Source organism: Nostoc sp. DSM 114161 (assembly GCF_052692665.1).
Genome location: NZ_CP195141.1, coordinates 4,977,475 through 4,996,876, shown reverse-complemented (window position 1 = coordinate 4,996,876; position 19,402 = coordinate 4,977,475). Strand labels below are relative to the sequence as shown.

The 19,402-nt window shown below is 41.6% G+C and carries 15 protein-coding genes; 10 read left to right on the top strand and 5 right to left on the bottom strand.

All coding sequences use genetic code 11. From position 1 onward, the window contains the following. Positions 1 to 567 precede the first annotated feature (567 nt). Positions 568 to 3,684, top strand: coding sequence for an MFS transporter (locus NSTC745_RS21370; protein ID WP_445632735.1), 3,117 nt, complete (start codon positions 568 to 570; stop codon positions 3,682 to 3,684). A gap of 111 nt (positions 3,685 to 3,795) precedes the next feature. Here the strand turns inward: NSTC745_RS21370 and NSTC745_RS21365 are convergent, their stop codons facing one another. Next, positions 3,796 to 4,425 carry a hypothetical protein gene (locus NSTC745_RS21365; RefSeq protein ID WP_445632734.1) on the bottom strand — a complete coding sequence of 210 codons (630 nt, stop codon included), beginning with the start codon at positions 4,423 to 4,425 and terminating at the stop codon, positions 3,796 to 3,798. A 435-nt stretch (positions 4,426 to 4,860) separates the two neighbouring features. Between NSTC745_RS21365 and NSTC745_RS21360 the strand changes: the two genes are divergently transcribed. From NSTC745_RS21360 to uvrA, 7 genes are all read left to right on the top strand, one after another. Next, entirely contained in the window at positions 4,861 to 5,544 is a 684-nt protein-coding gene (locus NSTC745_RS21360; protein WP_445632733.1) for a response regulator transcription factor, read from the top strand. After that, positions 5,541 to 7,034: an ATP-binding protein gene (locus NSTC745_RS21355; protein WP_445632732.1), complete on the top strand. Its 1,494-nt coding sequence runs from the start codon at positions 5,541 to 5,543 to the stop codon at positions 7,032 to 7,034. Before NSTC745_RS21360 ends, NSTC745_RS21355 begins: the two co-directional genes overlap by 4 nt. A gap of 31 nt (positions 7,035 to 7,065) precedes the next feature. After that, positions 7,066 to 7,377 (top strand): type II toxin-antitoxin system Phd/YefM family antitoxin, encoded by a 312-nt coding sequence (locus NSTC745_RS21350; protein ID WP_445632731.1) that lies wholly within the window; start codon positions 7,066 to 7,068, stop codon positions 7,375 to 7,377. Continuing rightward, entirely contained in the window at positions 7,343 to 7,660 is a 318-nt protein-coding gene (locus NSTC745_RS21345) for a Txe/YoeB family addiction module toxin (protein ID WP_445632730.1), read from the top strand. The genes NSTC745_RS21350 and NSTC745_RS21345 overlap by 35 nt, the downstream gene beginning before the upstream one ends. Positions 7,661 to 7,954: 294 nt before the next feature. After that, positions 7,955 to 8,725 (top strand): pentapeptide repeat-containing protein, encoded by a 771-nt coding sequence (locus NSTC745_RS21340; protein WP_445632729.1) that lies wholly within the window; start codon positions 7,955 to 7,957, stop codon positions 8,723 to 8,725. A 158-nt stretch (positions 8,726 to 8,883) separates the two neighbouring features. Further along, positions 8,884 to 9,504 carry a TenA family protein gene (locus tag NSTC745_RS21335; protein ID WP_445632728.1) on the top strand — a complete coding sequence of 207 codons (621 nt, stop codon included), beginning with the start codon at positions 8,884 to 8,886 and terminating at the stop codon, positions 9,502 to 9,504. 214 nt (positions 9,505 to 9,718) lie between these two features. Next, positions 9,719 to 12,688 carry an excinuclease ABC subunit UvrA gene (uvrA, locus tag NSTC745_RS21330; RefSeq protein WP_445632727.1) on the top strand — a complete coding sequence of 990 codons (2,970 nt, stop codon included), beginning with the start codon at positions 9,719 to 9,721 and terminating at the stop codon, positions 12,686 to 12,688. 97 nt (positions 12,689 to 12,785) lie between these two features. Here the strand turns inward: uvrA and NSTC745_RS21325 are convergent, their stop codons facing one another. Both NSTC745_RS21325 and NSTC745_RS21320 read right to left on the bottom strand, forming a co-directional pair. Further along, positions 12,786 to 13,211, bottom strand: a complete 426-nt coding sequence (locus NSTC745_RS21325; RefSeq protein ID WP_445632726.1) for a DUF6220 domain-containing protein — start codon at positions 13,209 to 13,211, stop codon at positions 12,786 to 12,788. A gap of 1 nt (position 13,212) precedes the next feature. Then, positions 13,213 to 13,884 (bottom strand): DJ-1/PfpI family protein, encoded by a 672-nt coding sequence (locus NSTC745_RS21320; protein WP_445632725.1) that lies wholly within the window; start codon positions 13,882 to 13,884, stop codon positions 13,213 to 13,215. A gap of 321 nt (positions 13,885 to 14,205) precedes the next feature. Here NSTC745_RS21320 and NSTC745_RS21315 point away from each other — a divergent pair, with 321 nt between their 5' ends. After that, the gene (locus tag NSTC745_RS21315) at positions 14,206 to 14,949 is read left to right on the top strand and encodes a helix-turn-helix transcriptional regulator (protein ID WP_445632724.1); all 744 of its coding nucleotides are present in this window, start codon (positions 14,206 to 14,208) and stop codon (positions 14,947 to 14,949) included. 376 nt (positions 14,950 to 15,325) lie between these two features. On the opposite strand, the gene NSTC745_RS21310 is transcribed toward NSTC745_RS21315, so the two are convergent. Together NSTC745_RS21310 and NSTC745_RS21305 are read right to left on the bottom strand one after the other, a co-directional pair. Further along, positions 15,326 to 15,742 carry an ester cyclase gene (locus NSTC745_RS21310; RefSeq protein WP_445632723.1) on the bottom strand — a complete coding sequence of 139 codons (417 nt, stop codon included), beginning with the start codon at positions 15,740 to 15,742 and terminating at the stop codon, positions 15,326 to 15,328. A 329-nt stretch (positions 15,743 to 16,071) separates the two neighbouring features. Continuing rightward, on the bottom strand, positions 16,072 to 17,895 hold the full coding sequence (locus NSTC745_RS21305; protein WP_445632722.1) for an ABC transporter ATP-binding protein: 1,824 nt from the start codon (positions 17,893 to 17,895) through the stop codon (positions 16,072 to 16,074). A gap of 1,084 nt (positions 17,896 to 18,979) precedes the next feature. Between NSTC745_RS21305 and NSTC745_RS21300 the strand changes: the two genes are divergently transcribed. Further along, entirely contained in the window at positions 18,980 to 19,357 is a 378-nt protein-coding gene (locus NSTC745_RS21300; RefSeq protein ID WP_445632721.1) for a hypothetical protein, read from the top strand. Positions 19,358 to 19,402: the final 45 nt, after the last annotated feature.

Sequence of the window (19,402 nt, the reverse complement as noted above, 5' to 3'; positions counted from 1 at the left end):
TGAAAAATCTATAGCTCGGTTTTAGCTCGTAATAATCCCTATTAATACATGTTTATATTTATTTTTCCTCAATCGCTTGGAAGAAATTTTCGCTCTATCAACAGACATAGGTCTTTTAATCTAAAGTTCAGTAAAAAAATACCAAAAGAAAAATCAATATCGAATATGATTTCATTGCTAAGTTTTTAGCGTTAATAAGATTTTTATTTTAAAAGAGAATAATCTTTGGACTTCAGCATTTATTTTTTAGATAGGTCGCTTATAGATTTATACCTATGTAAACCATTGTTGCAATTAATATAAGTTCGCCCAGCTAAGTAATTATTTTTTTTAAATACACCTATTGCATAAAAAATCAATAATTATGTTTAAGAATTTTAAAACTGCAAAAGTATCAATTTTTATATTAACTTTTGTAAGGTTTGCATACTTTATAAAATTACGACTTTTGGTGAAAGTTTTTATTACTTGGGAAAGTGTAAACCCAGAAAACTTAATATTTAAATTGAGAGGTAGACCATTTTATCAAAAAATGGCTATTTAATTAAATGCAAGTAAAAAAATACTATGTTTCAAAGTTTTTTTGCCTTATTAGGCTGGGATTCGCTATCTTTGGGATTAGCACCTCCTCACACTCAACAACTGCTAACTCCAGAAGAAGCATCAGTTCTTTTTGCTGGCCCTAAATTATTTGTGGCATTGGTGGCTGGGGTTGCAATGGCTTTAGCTTTCCAATTATTATTCACAAACTTTTCAGTTGCTGTAGGAATTTCAACTTGGGAAATTGACTCAGATGATGACGATGAGTCAGTCAAGCTTGGTAGCAAAATTCGTAAGGTTCAGGGTAAAGTCGGTTCTTGGGCATTAATAACCGCTAGTATTGCATTATTTATTGCTTCTTTTCTAGCAGTAAAACTGAGCTTAGTCGAAAATGCATTTCTAGGATCGGTTATCGGTGTAGTTATCTGGTCTATTTATTTTTCAGCGATAATTTGGTTCGGTTCATCGGCAGTAGGTTCTTTAATTGGTTCTATTGCAAGTACTGTGAATTCTGGTTTTCAAGCATTATTCGGTAGTGCAACCACTGGCATTAGCGCCAATGCTACCAAACAACAATTGGTTTCCACAGCAGAAGAAATTACAGCCGCAGTGCGGCGAGAATTAACATCAGGCTTTGATGCTGAAAGTATCACAAACACATTGCAAACTTCTTTGGCTTCTATACAATTGCCAAAATTAGATATCAAAGAAATTCGTTCTCAATTTGACAAGCTGATTCAAGATACAGATTTGCAATCTGTTGTTAATAGTGATTTGTTGCAACATGTGAATCGGCAAACATTTGTTGATTTAATTAGCGATCGCACCGATTTATCTCAAGAAGATATCAATCGAATTGCCGACCAATTGGAAGGTGCTTGGCAACAAGCTTTAAATCGCAAAAATCCAACACAGCAAGTAATTAACTTGCTGAAATCTGCTACCCCCGAAGAACTCAATTCCGAGGATTTAGGTCAAAGACTCCAGGAGTTGGTTACAGTTGGAGGTGGTAATGGCAAGCAAAGTAATGGTGTAATGAAGCAAGCTGTTCAATATGGCTTGACTGCCGCAGTACCAGCCGTATTGGATAAAATCAACCTTTCTCATATCGATGTTAACAAAATTACAAATCAGTTGCAAAAACTGAAAGACAAAGTTCAAGATGTTGATGTCGAACAGATCGCAAAAGAGTTACAAAACTTTAAAGAAGAAGCAACAGCAAGATTGCCCATATCGCTGGAAAATACAATTAAAACAGATGTAGAAGACTACATATTGAATTCATTTCCTTGGCATTTTAACCGCGTTACCCTGAAAAATGAATTCAAAGAAGTCATCTATGATGCGAACGCAGATCCGACAACTGTAAGACGCGAGTTAGAAGAAATCGATCGAGAATATTTCGTAAATTTGCTGAAGCAGCGGGATGATATCAGCGAAGCGAGGGTAACAGAAATTGCCGAACAAATGGAAAGCGATCGCCAGGAAGTTTTAGAAACAGTCAAACAGGCTCAAGCGCGAGAAAAAGGTCAAGAATTCCGCAGTCGCATCGAAAATTATCTGCGTTCAACTGGCAAAGAAGAGCTTAATCCGGAAGCTATTCAACAGGATTTTGTGAGGTTAGTAGAAGATCCAGAAGCAGGTTTTGAAGAATTAAGCGATCGCTTCACTCAATTTGACCGCGATACCTTTGTACAATTGCTGCAACAACGTCAAGATATTAGCGAAGAAGAAGCGAATAATATTGTTAGTCAACTCGAAAGCAACCGCGATAATATCTTGAATCGTGCTAGAGAATTGCAAGAACAAGCAAAAGCAAAAGCCGATGAATTGCGGCAAAGAGTTGAAGATTATTTACGGAATACTAACAAAGAAGAACTCAACCCCGAAAGTATCAAACGCGACTTTAGAATTTTACTAGAAGACCCGCAAGCGGGAATTAAGCTTTTGCGATCGCGTTTATCGCAATTCGACCGCGATACACTGGTGAAACTCCTGACTCAGCGGGGAGACTTGAGCGAAGAACAGATTAACCAAGTCCTCGATCAACTTGAAGCAGTCCGAGATAGTATTTTACAACTACCGCAACAAGCAACAGAACAGTACGAAAAAACTACAAAAGCGATTGCAGAATATCTCCGCAATACTAATTTGGAAGAACTCGATCCAGAAGGTATTAAGCGCGATTTGGAAAAATTACTCGATGACCCGAAAGCAGGTGCATTAGCATTGCGCGATCGCCTTTCTCATGTCGATCGAGAAACCTTGGTGAAACTCCTAAGTCAGCGGGGAGACTTGAGCCAAGAACAAGTTAATCAAATCATCGATCGCCTACAAGATGCGATTGGCGATATTGTCAAAGCGCCGCGACGTTTTGCAAAGCGCACCACTCAAAGAATTTTAGATTTTGAAGGAAATCTCGAAGATTACCTGCGGAATACTAACAAAGAAGAACTCAACCCCGAAGGAATCAAACGCGATTTGCAATTGCTGTTGTCTTCTCCCCGCGCTGGAATTGGAAATTTAAGCGATCGCGCTGCTAAAATTGACCGTTCGACAATTGTGGCGTTGTTATCCCAACGCGAGGATATTTCACAAGAAGAAGCTAACCAAATTGTGGATCGAATCGAGTCCGTTCGCAGTTCCATTGTCGAACAATTCCAGCAGATTCAACAAAGAGTGCAATCGGTGTTGGATGGAATTTTTGCCAAAATTCGCAACTATCTTAACTCTCTGGATCGTCCGGAACTCAACTATGAAGGCATTAAGCAAGACTTTGGCAAAGTCTTTGACGATCCGCAAGCTGGATTTGAAGCCTTGCGCGATCGCCTCAGCCAATTCGATCGCAACACCTTAGTTGCAGTCTTGAGTTCTCGCGAGGATATTTCCCAAGCAGACGCCAACCGCATCATAGACCAAATAGAAGCCGCGCGGGATAGCGTACTGCAACGAGCCGAACGCATTCAGTTAGAAACACAAAAACGCCTGAAAGCCATTCAACAACAAGCTAAAAAGCAAGCCGAAGAAACCAAAAAAACCGTTGCGAATGCAGCTTGGTGGATATTTGGCACAGCGTTGACTTCCCTTGCGGCTAGTATCATTGCTGGTGCGATCGCAGTTACCGGCTTACCTATAGCTTGGTAAGCTGGTTCCCACATGGCTAACGTACACAAAAAAGTAACATCAACATAGATACGTGCAGGGGCTTTACAGCTGTAAAGCCCCTACGCATTTACCTAATTCAAGTAAAAATCGTTACCTGTCTGGTGGAGGAGGTGCTTGGCGATCGCCAGGAGGATTAGGAGGTACTCCCAGCGCATCCTTCAATTGTTGTTCTGTGACTCCCAGCTTTGTGGCAGCAGCTTTGAAATCAGGACGAGGCGGACGTTGATTGCGATCGCCTGGAGTGGGAGGTTTTGCAGGGACTCCCAGCGCATCCTTTAATTGTTGTTCTGTGACACCCAGCTTTGCGGCAGCTGCTTTAAAATCAGGATGATGCGGATGACCATTGCGATCGCCAGGAGGATTAGCAGGGACTCCTAGTGCATCTTTTAATTGTTGTTCTGTGACACCCAGCTTTGTGGCAGCAGCTTTGAAATCAGGACGAGGCGGACGTTGATTGCGATCGCCTGGAGTGGGAGGATTAGCGGGGACTCCCAGCGCATCTTTTAATTGTTGTTCTGTAACACCCAGCTTTGCCGCAGCAGCTTTAAAGTCAGGACGAGGCGGACGCTGCCTTTCTGACGGTGGTTGGTTGGGAGTATCTGTTGCCTGTGCAATTTGCTGGAATTTATTAGCAGCATTCGCCTGATTGAGTGACATAAAACCAAATGTACCCAACCAAACAGGAATCGCAGTTAGCACTAATACTTGACGAATATTCATAATCAATACCTAAAAGATAGATTGTTTACATTTCTGATTGAACTAATCGAAAATTACAGTTCGCCTTGCTTGTAAATTACAATTTTGTAATTTTTATCACTTAAGCATAAATACTGTAACCAAATTACGTAATCTTCAGCCCGACATCAAAAGTTGCTGCGTAACCGTTGTATCTCTACCTTACGATTGGTTGGAGATTGGGCATTTGCTTAGGGTGCAACAAAACCAAATGTACCAATCACAAAAGGAATTGCTGCTACAGCTAAGATTCGACGAATATTCATTATCATTAACCTCGAAATTGTTGCTTACATTTCTGATTAAGCTCTCTCAAAATTACAATTGACTTCGTTTGTAAATTACATTTTTGTAATTTGAACTAAAAGGTAATGAATTTACAATGGAAGAATGATTGTCGAGTAATCAATATTATTTGTGAACATTTTGTTTGTCGAAGATGAAGCCAAAATTGCTAACTTCGTCCGGGCTGGATTGAAGGAGCAAGGATTTGTCGTAGACTACTGCGACAACGGCGATGAAGGATATCTGCGGGCATTAGATAACGAATATGATGCGATCGTACTTGATATCATGGTGCCAGGTAAGGATGGGCTATCGATTCTCAAACAGCTACGGCACTCAGGGCGAAATACTCCAGTGATTTTATTAACAGCTCGTAATGAACTCGACGATCGCTTGTCCGGGTTGAATTTGGGAGCCGATGATTACATAGCCAAACCGTTTTTTGTGGAAGAACTCGCGGCTCGAATTCATGCGGTTGTACGTCGGAGTGTGGGCGCTCGCCAAAATTTGCTTGTGGTGGGGTCGCTCAAACTCGATCGCATTACGCGGGAAGTCACCTACAATCAACGGGCGATCGAACTTACCAGCCGCGAATTTAATCTGCTGGAGTATCTCATGCGTTCTCCCGGACGAGTTTTTACCCGCACTCAAATCCTAGAACACGTTTGGGGTTACGACTTTAACCCCAACACCAACGTCGTCGATGTGTGTATCCAACGAATTCGCAAAAAAATCGATCCCATTGATGAAGCAGGGTTAATTGAAAGCATTCGCGGGGTTGGATATCGGTTTCGCAAACCAGACGAGAAACTATGAAACGTCCCTCGTTCCGATTGCGGATTGCCCTATTGTCTGCCGGTTTAGCTGGAAGTGCATTAGTTGGGTTTGGTGCAGTCTCTTGGTTTCAGATTTACGAGGCTAAGATTAGTCGCCTAGACGCAGAACTGTTAAATCAATTAATGCGGGCAAGCCGTCCGCCCGAACTTCCGCCGGAAGTAGAACGATGGCAGCGCTATGAAGACTCATTAACCCATATTTTAGGAGCAAATACAAAAACTCCCGTTGCACTGTTAGTGCTTGACACAAACAGCAAAATAGTTTACCAATCCGACGCAGTACAAGCCGATGTCGATTTGAATCGTCTGTTGCTTCGGGACATTAACTTAACACCTGTGCCACCGCCCCTGAATAGAGGACGGCCCCCAATACCTAAGAATATAAATCCACCTTTTCCTCCTCCACGCCCACCTCAATTTATCTCTCAGCAGACAGGAACAGGAAATTGGCGGATTGGGGCTGCTAGATTCCCCAATGCTCAGGTTGCCATTGCGGTTAGCCTCCAAGCCGTCGATCGAGAGATGGCTATTATTCGGAATATTTTTCTTGTATCAATTCCGGGAGCGCTTTTGCTGGTTGCCGTCGGGGCATGGGTGGTTGCTGGTAGTGCTTTGCGTCCCATCGATCGATTAACAGGCGTCATTCAACAGGTAACCGTCAAAGGGCTAGATCGGCGAATTCCCTTTGAGACAACAGATGTTGAATTTGTGGAACTGATTGGCGTGTTTAACCAAATGCTAGAACGCTTAGAACGCAGTTTTACACAAGCTTCTCGCTTCAGTGCTGATGCTGCTCACGAACTGAAAACCCCACTAACCATTCTCCAAGGCGAACTAGAACGAACGCTGCAACAAGTCGAACCCGGCTCGGAAGTGCAACAGCGTTTAAGTAACCTCTTGGATGAAGTGCGTCGGTTGAGCGGCATTATGCGGAAACTTTTACTGCTGTCTTTGGCAGATGCAGGACAAATGAGCTTGTATTTAGTTGAAGTGGATATGTCTGAGTTGCTCGTGGAAATGGTAGAGGATGTAGAATTGCTGGCTCCCCATTTGAGCGTGCAAAGCGATATTCCTGATGGTCTAAAAGTACAAGGCGATCGCGATCTTCTAATTCAAGTTCTACAAAATTTGTTGAGTAATGCCATCAAATATAATCTCCCCAACGGTTGGATAAAAATTCAAGCTCATCAAAATCAAAAAACGCTCCAGATTAAGATTACCAACGCATCAAAAGATATTCCAGAGGGCGATCGCTCCCGACTTTTTGACCGATTTTATCGTGGCGATCGTGCCCGCACCCGCAAAGTCGAAGGAATTGGACTCGGACTAAGCCTAGCCCGCGAAATTGTCCGGGCACATCATGGCGATCTCACCCTCGATCCGGCAACATCTGTTGGTCAAACAGCATTTACCCTTAGTTTGCCCCAAAGTAATAAATTTGTATTGTCAGCAAAAGGATTGCCAATTTAGAATATATGTACAGAAGTTTGTACATAAACTGATGCTATCCTATAAAATCACATCCCCAACCGATGCCAGAAATGACTTTTTTAAGCTGTTAGATCTGGTAGTACAAAATCATCAAGTGTATATTATCAACCGTCGCGATAGTGAAAATGTAGCTTTAATTGCTGAGTCAGATTTAGTGAGTTTGGTTGAAACGGTTTATCTTTTGCGATCGCCTGCGAATGCACATCGCCTGCTGGAAGCAATAGAAGAGTCAAAAACAGGAAGGATTCAACCTCAAACTATCGCAGAACTTCAGCAGGAGTTGGGGATTGACCAAGAAGAAGAAAAAGAAAGCTCAAGTTGACGAAATTAAGCCAGTTGTAGTGAATCGCACTCCTGGTTTTAGTTCTAAATTTAAAGAAGATTTAGCTTGGTGGTTTAAACAAGATTTTGACAAAGCTTCAAAAATTTTGGATTTGGTGACGGTTGTCATGCAAGACCCATTTGAGGGTATTGGTCAACCAGAACCATTAAAGTATATGGATGCAGATATCTGGTCGCGGCGAATAGATTTAGAGCATCGACTTGTCTATCGGGTGGGAAACACCCAGATTGATTTTCTAACTTGTCGGTATCACTACGAATAAGAGACCTCTTGCAAAAGCACTTTTGCACTCTTGTGGGAAAAGGGAAAAGGTTAAAGGAGAAAGGGAAAATACCAAACCTTTCCCCCTTTTCCCCTTCCCCTTTTCCCGACTTCTGCAAGAAGTCCAATGCACTGCGGGTTCACGAGAAGTACGTATTTATACGCTGCTGACAGTTCGTTACAAGTGATATGGGCAACTACAGAGGGCAAAATTTTCAGATTGCTAATATCATAGGCTGAGGTATAAATCTACCTCGGTTAATATTGATTATTCAGTAATAAAGATTACGCAAATATGAAAAGTCAAATTCTTGCCACAGCCACATTTTTAACTTTAGTTAGCCTGACAACAACCGTACAAGCGGCGAATCCCGAACACGTGAAACAGTTATTGGCAACCAAACAATGTCAAAACTGCGATTTGACTCATGCAGGTTTAGTTATGGCTGATTTAGCTGGAGCCAATCTGAGCGGTGCTAATCTTGCAGGTGCAAACCTCAGCCGTGCAAACTTGAGCGGTGCTGATTTGCGAGGGGCTAACTTGAGCGGTGCTAGTTTATTTGGTGCTAACCTAACCGAGACTAGATTTAGTGGCGCAAATTTGGCGGCTGCTGATTTGAGAAGTAGCTATTTAACAAATGCAGAATTAAATGGCGCTTACCTGAATAATAGTAATTTCCAAGGTGCAATCGGAATACCATCACAAATTGCCTCACCAGAGGATTTTTATGCTTTGGGTGTAGCACAAGCAGAAAAAGGCAACCCCCAGCAAGCAATTAGTTATTTTAGTCAAGCGATCGCCATTAAACCAGACTATGCAGGTGCTTATCTAGCTCGTGGTGTCGCCCGCTACCAGATATTAGATAGACAAGGTGCATTCGTAGATGCCCAAGCTGCCGACAAATTGTTTACATCCCAAAAAAATACCCCTGGAATGCAAACAGCACAGGCTTTTATGAAAGAACTCCAAACCCCCTATACTGAAAAAGTAAGCTCTGGTAGCCCCAGTTTCGTTGACTTTTTCGGCAGTGTTGGCTCACTCTTACTTCAGTTTTTACCTTTTTAGAAAGTGGGGAGATGGGGAGATGGGGAGATAGGGAGATGGGGGGAGGAGGAGAAATAACTAATGACCAAAGACTAATGACCAATGACCAAAGACTAATGACTAATGACTAATGACTAATGACTAATGACTAATGACTAATGACCAATGACCAATGACTAATGACTTTATCCAATGAATTGTGGAATAAAAATCAAGATTTAGCCAAAGCGTGCTTAGAGCATCCTTTTGTTCGGGGCATTGGCGATGGTACTCTCGAACAAGCTAAATTTGCTTATTATGTAGGGCAAGATGCTTTTTTCTTAGAAGCTTTTGCCCGTGCGTATAGTATTGCCGCAGCTAAAGCACCAGATTGGGTAGGTTTCACGACATTTCATAACTTAGCTGGAGGTGTATTAGCAGAACTGCAATTGCACAGTGGCTATGCTTCCCAGTGGGGAGTTAATTTACATTCTGTGGAACCTGGAACCGCTACCCGTCGCTACACTGATTTTTTGTTAGCAACTGCTTGGGGTGGAGATGTTGGTTTAACAGCTGCGGCCATGTCTCCCTGTATGCGTTTGTATGCTTTTTTGGGAGAACAGTTAGCTGTTAATGGCATCCCAAATCATCAATATGCCGACTGGATTCGGACTTATAGTAGCGCCGATTTTCAGCCATTAGTACAGCAGTTAGAAAGTTTGGTCGAGAATTATGCCACGAGCAATGCTGTTGTGCATTCAACTTACCGTTATGCTATGTTGTGTGAGTATGATTTTTTTCAGGCTGCATGGAGTTTGTAGGAATTTGGCAGAGAAAGGGAGCAGGGGGGCAGAGGAGCAGGGGGGCAGAGGGGAATAATTAAAAATCAATGCCTTTACCCTTTCTCCTTTTCCCCTTTCCCAATGCCCCATACCCAATAAGTATTTCAAACAGTACTTTTGTTCTACTGTAAACTAATTAAAGATAGTATTATTAAGGACTGTTTCATAAGAAACTCCTTTTTTGCCGCCCAATATGTCAGACCCACAGCTCACAGCATCCCCGAAGTTCCGTTCAGAGCAGGCTAATGCTCAAGCATCTCTGTTGAACGGACATCTCCCCTCGCACAATAGCCAGAATACCATTCGGATTCGGGGTGCTAGGCAGCATAATCTGAAAAATATTGACTTGGAACTGCCACGCGATCGCTTAATTGTATTTACTGGCGTTTCTGGTTCTGGTAAGTCTTCTTTGGCGTTTGATACGATTTTCGCTGAAGGGCAACGTCGCTATGTGGAATCCCTCAGCGCCTACGCACGGCAATTTTTAGGACAGTTAGATAAGCCAGATGTCGAAGCCATTGAAGGCTTAAGTCCGGCAATTTCCATTGACCAAAAGTCAACGTCTCATAACCCCCGTTCCACTGTGGGTACGGTGACGGAGATTTATGACTATTTGCGGCTGTTGTTCGGTCGCGCTGGCGAACCCCATTGTCCGATTTGCGATCGCTGTATTGCCCCCCAGACAATTGATGAAATGTGCGATCGCATTTTGGAATTACCAGACCGCACTCGTTTCCAAATTCTTGCACCCGTAGTTCGGGGGAAAAAAGGCACGCACCGTAAGCTGTTGTCAAGTCTGGCATCTCAAGGTTTTGTCCGCGTGCGCGTCGATGGCGAAGTCCGCGACCTCTCAGATTCCATCGAATTGGATAAAAATTTAACACATACTATTGAAGTAGTAATCGATCGCTTAGTCAAAAAAGATGGTATTCAAGAGCGTTTAGTCGATTCTTTATCTACGTGCTTAAAACAATCTGGTGGTATTGCAAACATTGTTATTGGTCATGACTCATCTAAGGAAACCCCCCCTAACCCCCCCTTAGCAAGGGGGGGTGCCGAAGGCGGGGGGTCTGACTCAGATGAAGAATTAGTATTTTCGGAAAATTTTGCTTGTCCAGAACATGGCGCGGTGATGGAGGAATTATCGCCGCGATTGTTCTCATTTAATTCACCTTATGGTGCTTGTCCCAACTGTCATGGAATTGGGACTTTAAGGAGATTTGCGCCAGATTTGATTGTACCCGACCCGGAAGCGCCAGTTTATGCGGCGATCGCCCCTTGGTCAGAAAAAGATAATTCCTATTATTTGGAATTACTTTATAGTGTAGGGCAAGCTTATGGATTTGAATTGCAAACAAATTGGAGCAAGCTGACAGAAGAACAACAGCAGACTCTTTTGTATGGAGAAAAAGAAGAAAATAAAAAAACAGAGAAAAAGCAAATTTTTAAAGGTATTGTTCCAATTTTGCAACGACAATACGAAGGTGGAACGGAGTTAGTTAAGCAAAAATTAGAACAGTATTTAATCGACCAGCCATGTGAGGTTTGTAGAGGAAAAAGGTTAAAACCAGAAGCTTTATCTGTGAAGTTGGGACAATATGGAATTTTGGATTTAACCAGCGTATCAATTCGAGATTGTCGGGAAAGAATTGAGCAATTTAAGTTGAGCGATCGCCAGTTACAAATTGCCGATTTAGTACTCAGAGAAATTAAAGCCAGATTGCAATTTTTGTTAGATGTTGGCTTAGATTATCTTACCCTAGACCGTCCAGCAATGACCCTTTCTGGTGGCGAAGCGCAACGGATTCGTTTAGCAACCCAAATTGGTTCTGGTTTAACAGGAGTTCTCTATGTTTTAGACGAACCAAGTATTGGTTTGCATCAACGAGATAATGGCAGATTGCTGAAAACTTTAACTAAATTGCGCGATTTGGGTAATACTTTAATTGTCGTCGAACATGATGAAGAAACAATTCGTGCAGCCAATTATATAGTTGATATTGGCCCTGGCGCAGGAATTCACGGCGGAAATATTATTGCCCAAGGCGATTTAGAAGCATTATTAACAGCAGAAGATTCCTTGACTGGTGCTTATTTAGCAGGACGGCGAGTAATTAATACGCCAGCAGAACGGCGAGAAGGCAATGGGCGCAGTTTAATCATTAAAAACGCCCATCGTAACAATTTAAGAAATATAGATGTAGAAATTCCACTAGGTAAACTCGTTGCTGTTACTGGCGTGTCCGGTTCTGGTAAATCTACCTTAATTAACGAGTTACTTTATCCATCATTGCAACATCATTTAACTAAAAAAATTCCCTTACCAAAAGACTTAGATAAAATTCAGGGATTAAATGCAATCGATAAAGCGATCGTCATAGATCAATCGCCAATTGGACGCACACCACGTTCTAATCCTGCAACTTACACGGGAATTTTCGATGCCATTCGCGATGTATTTTCGCAAACGATAGAAGCCAAAGCCAGGGGTTACAAACCCGGACAATTTTCTTTCAACGTTAAAGGCGGACGTTGCGAAGCTTGTAGCGGACAGGGTGTGAATGTCATTGAAATGAACTTTCTCCCTGATGTTTACGTGCAGTGCGAAATTTGTAAAGGTGCAAGATACAACCGCGAAACTTTGCAGGTGAAGTATAAAGATAAATCTATTTCCGATGTTCTCAACATGACAGTTGAGGAAAGTTTAGACTTTTTCCAAAATATTCCCAAGGCGATCGCCCGCTTGCAAACTTTATTTGATGTAGGCTTGGGTTATATTCAATTGGGACAACCTGCCACAACTTTATCTGGTGGCGAAGCCCAGCGGGTAAAATTGGCAACCGAATTATCTCGACGCGCCACAGGTAAGACGCTTTATTTAATAGATGAACCCACAACAGGCTTATCTTTTTACGATGTCCACAAATTATTAGATGTATTGCAAAGATTGGTGGATAAAGGCAATTCAATTTTAGTCATCGAACACAATTTAGATGTCATTCGTTGTGCAGATTGGGTAATAGATTTGGGACCAGAAGGCGGCGATAAAGGCGGAGAATTAATTGCTATGGGAACACCGGAGGAAGTTGCAGCAAATCCCAAATCTTATACCGGACAATATTTACAACAGGTATTGCAGCAGTATCCGGCAGTGAAAAAGTAGTAGGTGCTAGGGTGTGTAGCCTCAGCGATCGCGATCGCCAACGCTACCCACATCATCATTAGCGATCTTGAGCCAGCTTAACTACTGGGGATTCCTCCTAAGATTTAGTTACAGTATCTGAGTTAAACACCTCACGCGATACACGATGTACGAGGTTTGAAGAAATATAAAATAGCGTGAATCCAATTAAAGGATGTAGCACCTCTAAATGAAGAGGAGTTTTGAGATGAATGGTGCAAAATTGCAGTCCAAGTAGCACAGGCAGACTGGCTACAAGCGATCGGATTGGTTTCGAGAATGGAGCTATGGACAACCCTGCCAGCAATATTAGTGACAGTCCACTATATCCTCGCACGAGCCACACATGAATATTCCACCAGCCAGGATCGATGAAGTAGGCAACACCAACCGTTAATATTTGAGCAATTAAGCAGACGTTAAAGAGGATTGAAGTCGCGTAAAAGCTACGTTTTACCCAGCTTGCGATCGCAACATCGCGATTTATTTCTAGATTTACGCTCATCTTAAGCTACCTGCTTGACTTCTAAATTGAATGCTTCAGCAGCATACGCTATAGCTTTATTAACCAGATCTGCACCTGCTTTCTCTGGAGAACCTACATCAAATGACGGGGCGGGATCGTACTCCATCAACAGTTGGGCGATCTTGGCGGCTTCTTGACCGCAAAGCACTTCAGCGATCGCTAGACCAAAATCAATGCCTGCCGTTACACCACCACCCGTTATGCGATTTCGGTCAACGACAACTCGCTCTGTTGCAACTTCAACTCCCAATTTTGCTAACTGTTCGCGAAATAGCCAGTGAGTAGCCGCTCGATAACCTTGGAGCAACCCTGCTTTCGCTAGAAACTCAGAGCCAGAACACACAGAAGTCACGAATTTTGCGGTATTGCCTTGTTTTTGGAAGAATTCCAGCACCTGCGGGTCGTCTACAACCGCCGCCTGTTTTAAGCCCCCACCAACACAGATTACATCCAACGCCGGGCAAGTTTCAAAGGTGGTATCTGGCACAATCTTCATCCCATCATCGGTATGAATCGGGTCTAGCGTTTTCCAGATGCGGTGGATTTGGATACCTGGGAGCGAACTAAATACCGTTTGTGGCCCAATGATATCGAGTGCTGTCATGCCAGGGTAAAAGACCAACCCAACGACATACTGTTGTGAGTGACTCATGAATCAAATCTCCTAGTCCCGTTTATAACAAAATCGATTTCTATACTAGGAATGACGAGTCACCGCGCCTAGTCCTCGAACGAGTACTTTTTCACGCTCATATCAAAAATAGAAGGGTGATAAAATTTGCTTTGATGATTTCTATGTCAAAGTGTTAGTGAAATTAAAGCTAATATAGGCTCAGTAGTGTAATGCTTCTAGACCTCAATCGATTACACTTGAGTCAATTTTACTAATGACCGAAAATAAAAAGGATACAGAGCAACTAAATTTATTTATCGGTGTCTTTAATTTTGAATTTTGAATTGGGAGCAAAGCGACGTGACAAGTCCCTTAAAGCTGATTTTTGAAGCCATCAACCAAGCTTGTAATGAGCATGAACTACGATTGCAAGTTGTACCAAAAATTGGTGAATATTTTGCTGCCAAACGATATTCCATCTTTTTCTTCGACAAATTACCTTTAACTGCCAATAAAAATCTTCAGGAAATTCAGAAAATTGCATTATCTATTGAACGCAATCCCATAGCGCGTTATCTGGTGGAGCGTCATGCGCCCGTTCATGAAGCATTGGTGATGTCACCAAAGGCTTGGAAAATCATTTGTCCCCGCCCCGATCATTGGCACGTCATGGCGGGGCCGATCGTTAATCGTCATCAATTAGTCGGCGTAGTAGGTTGCACCCGTGAAAAGTCGATGTCTGCCTTTGATACACAAAATCTCACTGATTTGAGTGCCATTTGCTTACACCTATCTGTTTGGGCTGCAACAGTCGCACAGAGTAATTCCGCAGGAAAGTCGCAGCACCAAACTTTTAGAAGCGATCGCTTAACACCTCGTGAGTTGCAAATTGCACAATTGGTTGCTTTGGGGCTAACTAACGCAGAAATTGGAAATCAACTTTGGATTACTGAAAATTCTGTCAAGCAAGCCTTAAAGCGAATGTTTCGTAAGCTTGAGGTTTCGTCTCGTGCAGAAATGGTTGGACAACTTTTAGCTATAAGAGATTATTCACCAGAGGCAAATTCAGATTCATTTAACTTGGTGACGAACTCCCACCAATAACAATTAAAAATTAAAAATTAAAAATTAAAGACAGTTGGAGTTGGGGATTTAAACCCCAAAACTGATACTACGTGTAATGGTTGGGGTCTTAAACTCTTGATGTTACGATAACCTTTGAGTTTGGTAAATTGAAATTTTTTTCAAAGATTACATCAACATAAGTGTAAAAGTAGTTAAACCTAAAGGGATGTTAAAATAGTCAGATAAATACCAAACCAAAATAGACTCAGCATCAGAAATTATTACAGAATTAATTGAATCAGGCTTTAATATTGATTGAATTGGTGCTGGCTGATATGTTAAAAATCACCTCGCTTGAGTGTTGCGATCGCAACACTCAAGCGAGAATCTCGAAAACTTCCTTGATGCAAGACTACTAGTCTGTTGGTTCAATCTTTGCACCAAGTTGAAGAACTCGTCCGAGGTCATCAGCGTTTCGCCAAGTTTCAGTTATCTTCCCATCAACAATCCGATGAATGAAAGTAGCTGTAAATGTTTGCTGACGACCGCTAGCGGGTATGCCAAAGAAGCTTTCTTGGGTGCAGGTATTAGTTGCACGCACAACAACTTTATCAGCTTCAGCAATTACATCTTCAATTGTCCATTTCTGGTCAATATCTCCAAATGAAGCAAACAGTTGACGTACACCATCGGGGCCTGGGGAAAGTCCAGGTAAACCACCGTGCATTTTCCAATTTGGAGCGGTCATTTCACAAATATCTTCAATATTATGTTCGCTAATAAGTTCAATCCAGCGTCGAGCTATTATTTTGTTGTTCTCAATGTTAGACACCAGTACCCCCTTTGAATAGTATTGTTATTCGTCCAGGCATCAGGCAATTTTATACTGATATCTATTAATTTAAAAAGCCCTGAAAAAATTCAGGGCTTTGTTTTTATATGCGGTTTATTAAATGCCAGCTAAAAATCTTTGCCAGCGCTTTTTATACACATAATTATCGCTCAATAGCTTGCTGAAAAATAGGGGGTAACTACCCAATTTCTACCCGTCTTCTCTGGGTATTCGCTTAATACTTTCTTTATAACTCTACACAAATGTATTACTTTAGTATTAAATTATACTAAATATTTGTAATGGCTATAGTTTGACTTGCAAGTTCCTTACTCCCGGTCGGAAGTCCCGTACTGTTGTGCCTGCATATTCCACAGCGCGGTATATTCCCCTCCATGTTGTAAAAGTTCCTGATGGGTGCCATCCTCAATTAAACGCCCAGCTTTGAGAACTAAGATGCGGTGAGCCATCCGCGCTGAAGCTAATCTGTGGGTAATCAAAATGGTAGTTTTGCCCTCAGCTAGCTCACTAAACCGAAGATATAGATCGTACTCGCTACGGGGGTCGAGTGCAGCAGTCGGCTCATCTAAAAGTAGTAACTGGGCTTCTTTGCGGACAAAAGCACGAGCTAGAGCTAACTTTTGCCATTGACCTCCAGAAAGTTCAGTCCCGCCAAACTGCTTGCCCAGTGGTGTATCCTCCCTTGTGGGAAAATGCTCGACGAGTTTGACGATATCGGCTTTTTCAACCGCGTACTTCAGAATATCTGGACACTGCAAAGCAGCTAGGTTTCCTAAAGCGATATTTTCTCCTAGCGTCAGCGCATAGTGTCCAAAGTCCTGAAAAACTCCAGCAATTTGCTGCCGCCATTGTTCTAAATTGAAATTTCTCAGGTCTATACCATCTACTAGAATGCTTCCTGTTGTTGGATCGTATAGCCTGGTCAAAAGCTTAACTAGAGTAGTTTTTCCTGCTCCATTTTCGCCTACGATCGCTACCGTTTGCCCAGAGTAAAGGGTAAAAGAAATATCCTTGAGAGCTAATCGACCATCTGGGTAGCAAAAGTCAACTTTCTCAAAAGTAATACCTGAGCGAATGGGAGTTGGTATTTTCTCTCCAGGTATGCTCAATGGCATTGCGATTGGGGTATCGAGAAAATTGAAAAATTTCTGCATGTAGAGAACATTTTCAAACAAATCTAGCCAATTACCAATAAATCCTTCTAGATTATTCTGGAAGTAAGTTAATGACTGCACGAACAGAAGTACACTTCCTGGGGTGAAATCTCCTCTAAAAGCCTTATGTACCACCCAATAAAAAGAAAAACCATTTCCTAGAGTACTTAGAATAGCTAAGCTAGACGACCAAAATGCTTGCTTGCTCCTCAAATAACGCATAGATTGATGTAAAGACTTGAATGCTTGTAGGTAGCGATCGATAAAAAACGAACCTAGCTTAAACAACCTGATTTCTTTGGCATAGGTGTCAGTAAGCATTACCGAAGTGTAATATTGCATTCTCCGGGCGTGAGGACTATTTTCAAATAAAGTTAGCCAAATAGCTTTGCCATACTGAGAAGAAACCACGATCTGAGGTATAGTTGCGATCGCAATTACCAATGGTATCCAAAATGCTAGGGGTACTAGTAGTCCAACAATAGCTATCAACGTCACCAAAGATCGGCCTAATTCAACCAAATTATTCAGCAAATTCAACGGCTTATAGTTAATTTGTTCTTGCAGAAGTTGTAGCTCATCATAGAATTGGGAATCTTCAAAACGGCTCAGGTCTGGAAAAGTATCAGCTTTACGCATTAACAATAAGCTGATATGAGCCGTTAACTTGTCATTGAGATTTCCCTGAAGCGCAAATATCCAAGGATACAAAAGCGTTTGTAGTAATAGAGCTAACACCCATCCTGCTACTAAAGGTAACAAGATTGCATTACCAAATTCTTTACCAGATGTTAATGCTGTTGCTACAGTATCTACCACTAGTTTAGTAATCCAAACGCTGATAGCAGGAAGAATCCCCTGTAACAAAATTACAGCAATCAAAAAAAGCATTTCCTTAGGTGCTGCTGTCCATAACAAGGGTAGAGAATGAAATAAAGTTCTAGTGTAGTCTTTCAACCCAACTCTCAAATCGCTCATGAATTAAACCTGATTTTTATTTAGATAGTTCTCTAATTTCAAAAAGGTTGGATTTGTTATCTCTCACTTTAGTACTCCCAATCAACTTATATCTCGATTTGTAGGGTATGAATATATCAAAAATAGTTAAAATTTATGCCCTAAAGAATTTATACGTGTATGAAAATAGCCTACGGCCGATGTCAGCTCTGGAATTCAACCTTGAGGAGATATTTAGCCTGAGTTGCTGTTGTTATAAAATCTCCTGTTGGTAATCGTAGTATAGCTATTTTTCTCAGGCGATCGCATCAATATAAAGTCTAGAGTCCAAGCCAGATGAGACATTTATTCTAGGCTAGCTTTATTAGATAATCTTCTACGTGTAATCGTAGTATTGCTACTTTACTAAAGTCGTATTCATAAATGAATAGAGTCACATTGTTCGAGATCCTAGCGATTATTATTGAAAAATCAGCTTTAAATCTCAAATTACGTTATATTGAATAAATTTTTTAATTAACTAATGCAATATAATAGCTTTTGGTAGTGCTATCAAGACTTAATTGAATCTTCCTTAGTAAAGAGCAAAATTGTTATCCATAGTACAATATACCTCTTAAGAAAGAATAAAAAGCTCTAGAAGAAGATATTGTTATAAGAATTAAAGGCTCAAAAGATACGCTATTGGTGAACTTGATGCAGCAAAGTTTTTCCTAATACTAAGTTGCTTTCAAACAGAATATTCTCACTCCCTACTCCCAACCCAAATTACTATCTTTGACTGCAACTTATTAGAAAAAAATTTTGAGCCACATCCCCATGTGTGTAAATTAGCATCACCAATAAGTAAGTGATTTTGACCTTCTGTAGATTAGTGAGGCTCTTATCTAGAGTCTGAGTTTTTGTTACCTAAACCTGCTAAGGGATGATAGTCGAAAATTAAGCATTATCGGATCTTCTGGTCATTCCTTCCTACTCACTTGTTTAAATACGTATTCTTCCGTGAAGATTTGGTTGACTCCAAAATGTCATCAAAGTTTTTCCGGAAATCGAATGCAAATTCACAGACAAATGAATGAATTGAAGTTAAAAGGAGTAAGGAACCATGCTTGCCCAAAAAACATTGACTCAACAAACAGTAGAAATGCGTCTGATAGACAAAGCAGACAAACTAGAACAACTTCTGTTGTCTGATGAGGAAATAGCAGCTTTAGAAAAATTAGCAACGCCAGAAGCATTTGACTCTACCATTCAACAAAGATGGTTTGCTAGTTGTGGCGGATGTGGTGGATGTCGCGGATGTGGCGGATGTCGCGGATGTCGCGGATGTATAGGATGTGTCGGATGTCGCGGATGTATAGGATGTGTCGGATGTCGCGGATGTGGCGGATGTGGCGGATGTGGCGGCGGATGTAAATTTAGTGATGGCAAAACAGTATCTGGTGTCATAGAAGACACTGATGAGGTCGAATTTGGATACTAATTAAGCTCATCCCGCCTCTAAAAGGTGATGGAATTTGGTGTTGAC